Genomic DNA, 1,495 nt, shown 5'->3' with positions numbered 1-1,495 from the left:
CTATTTTAGTTCTATCGTGGGATAATAATTAAGAATACATAATAGAGGAGCGCATAATATGAACGTAAAAATTAATCGCCATGCTGCAAAGGCATTAAAAAAGATGTTAGAGGAGGACGGGGCAGAAGGAAAATTATTCCGCGTTTATGTGACGAATATCCATGGCGATCACGCACACTATGATTTGATGCTAGATACTCCCACTGATAATGATGAAGTAGTCAAAACGGATAAGGATATTGATTTCATCCTTGATAAAAATGATGAATACCTAGATGGCGTTTGGATTCAATTTTTCCATGTCCCAAAAGAAGAATGGCTGATTACCAATCCGTCAAGAGGTGGACATCATCACCATCATTAATATATTTGTCAAATCCTGCTGCTTACAGCAGGATTTTTTATTAACCATAACCATGTTATGTAAACTGGTGCGAGAATTTTGAAAAGTTACTAATAAAAATGTTATCTTTTAAAGGAACAGGGGAGAAGGGAGTTTATAACAGTAATGGAAAACTTCAAAAATGATGTTGAAATCAAGTTAGTTGCACTGGATATGGATGGGACATTGTTAAACAATAAAGGCAAAGTTTCAGAGGGAAATCGGAAAGCGATTAATGCCGCAAAGGAAAAGGGTGTAATCGTAATCCTAAGTACAGGACGTTCATTACTAACGGTTCGTGAACATGCAGATGATTTAGAGCTTACCTCGTATTTGGTAACAGTAAATGGCAGTGAAATCTGGGATGAAAAAAGAGAGCTGGTCGAACGAAATATTGTGAATCCTGAGCATATTCAATGGATGTGGGAGCTTTCTAAACAGCATAAAACCAAGTTTTGGGCCATTAATACAGAGCGGACTTGGCATAATGAGATGCCCGAAGATCTACATAAATCGGACTGGCTGAAATTTGGTTTTACAATCGAAGACGACGTTACAAGAGAATTAGTTTATCAGGAACTTACTGCAAAGAGTGAATTTGAATTAACGAATTCCACAATGAAAAATATTGAGGTTAATGCAGCGGGGATTCACAAGGCGCGTGGACTATCTGTTGTCTGCTCCAGATTAGGAATCGATATGAAAAATGTAATGGCAGTTGGCGACAGTCGAAACGATTTAATGATGATCAAAGAGGCTGGACTAGGAGTAGCAATGGGAAATGCTCAAGAAGTGGTGAAGGAAACAGCAGACTGGATTACGGCAACAAACGAAGAGGACGGTGTTGCTAAAGCTTTCCAAAAATGGGTTCTAGTTAATTAATTTTGTTGGTATAAAGAATGAATGCCTTGGTAAAACTAGGATTGCAAGTATATTTTGCAAAATTTTGTAATGGCTACATGCTAGGAGGCTACAAAGAAAATGGAACATGGTAAAGTAAAGTGGTTTAACAGTGAAAAAGGGTTTGGATTCATTGAGCGTGAAGGCGGGGAAGATGTATTCGTACATTTCTCAGCTATTCAAGGTGAAGGATACAAATCTTTAGATGAAGGT

3 protein-coding genes are annotated in these 1,495 nt (G+C 37.7%); all 3 read left to right on the top strand.

The annotated features are described in order from the left end of the window. The first annotated feature begins 58 nt into the window (after positions 1-58). A complete protein-coding gene (locus V7266_RS08160; RefSeq protein WP_335467385.1) occupies positions 59-364 on the top strand; it encodes an iron-sulfur cluster assembly accessory protein in 306 nt (101 codons plus the stop codon). Between the two features lie 144 nt (positions 365-508). Next, the gene (locus V7266_RS08155; protein WP_335467383.1) at positions 509-1,264 is read left to right on the top strand and encodes a Cof-type HAD-IIB family hydrolase; all 756 of its coding nucleotides are present in this window, start codon (positions 509-511) and stop codon (positions 1,262-1,264) included. Between the two features lie 99 nt (positions 1,265-1,363). Continuing rightward, positions 1,364-1,495 (top strand): cold-shock protein (locus tag V7266_RS08150; RefSeq protein WP_335467509.1); only part of this gene is annotated, 132 nt, incomplete at its 3' end.

This window comes from Neobacillus drentensis (assembly GCF_036965645.1).
GTDB lineage: Bacteria > Bacillota > Bacilli > Bacillales > Cytobacillaceae > Neobacillus > Neobacillus drentensis_D.
This window is presented reverse-complemented; position numbering and strand designations above follow the sequence as displayed.

Bases quoted from the DNA above. Each gene is read 5' to 3' on its own strand.
- V7266_RS08160 (WP_335467385.1), top strand. From the start codon at position 59: ATGAACGTAAAAATTAATCGCCATGCTGCAAAGGCATTAAAAAAGATG.
- V7266_RS08155 (WP_335467383.1), top strand. From the start codon at position 509: ATGGAAAACTTCAAAAATGATGTTGAAATCAAGTTAGTTGCACTGGAT.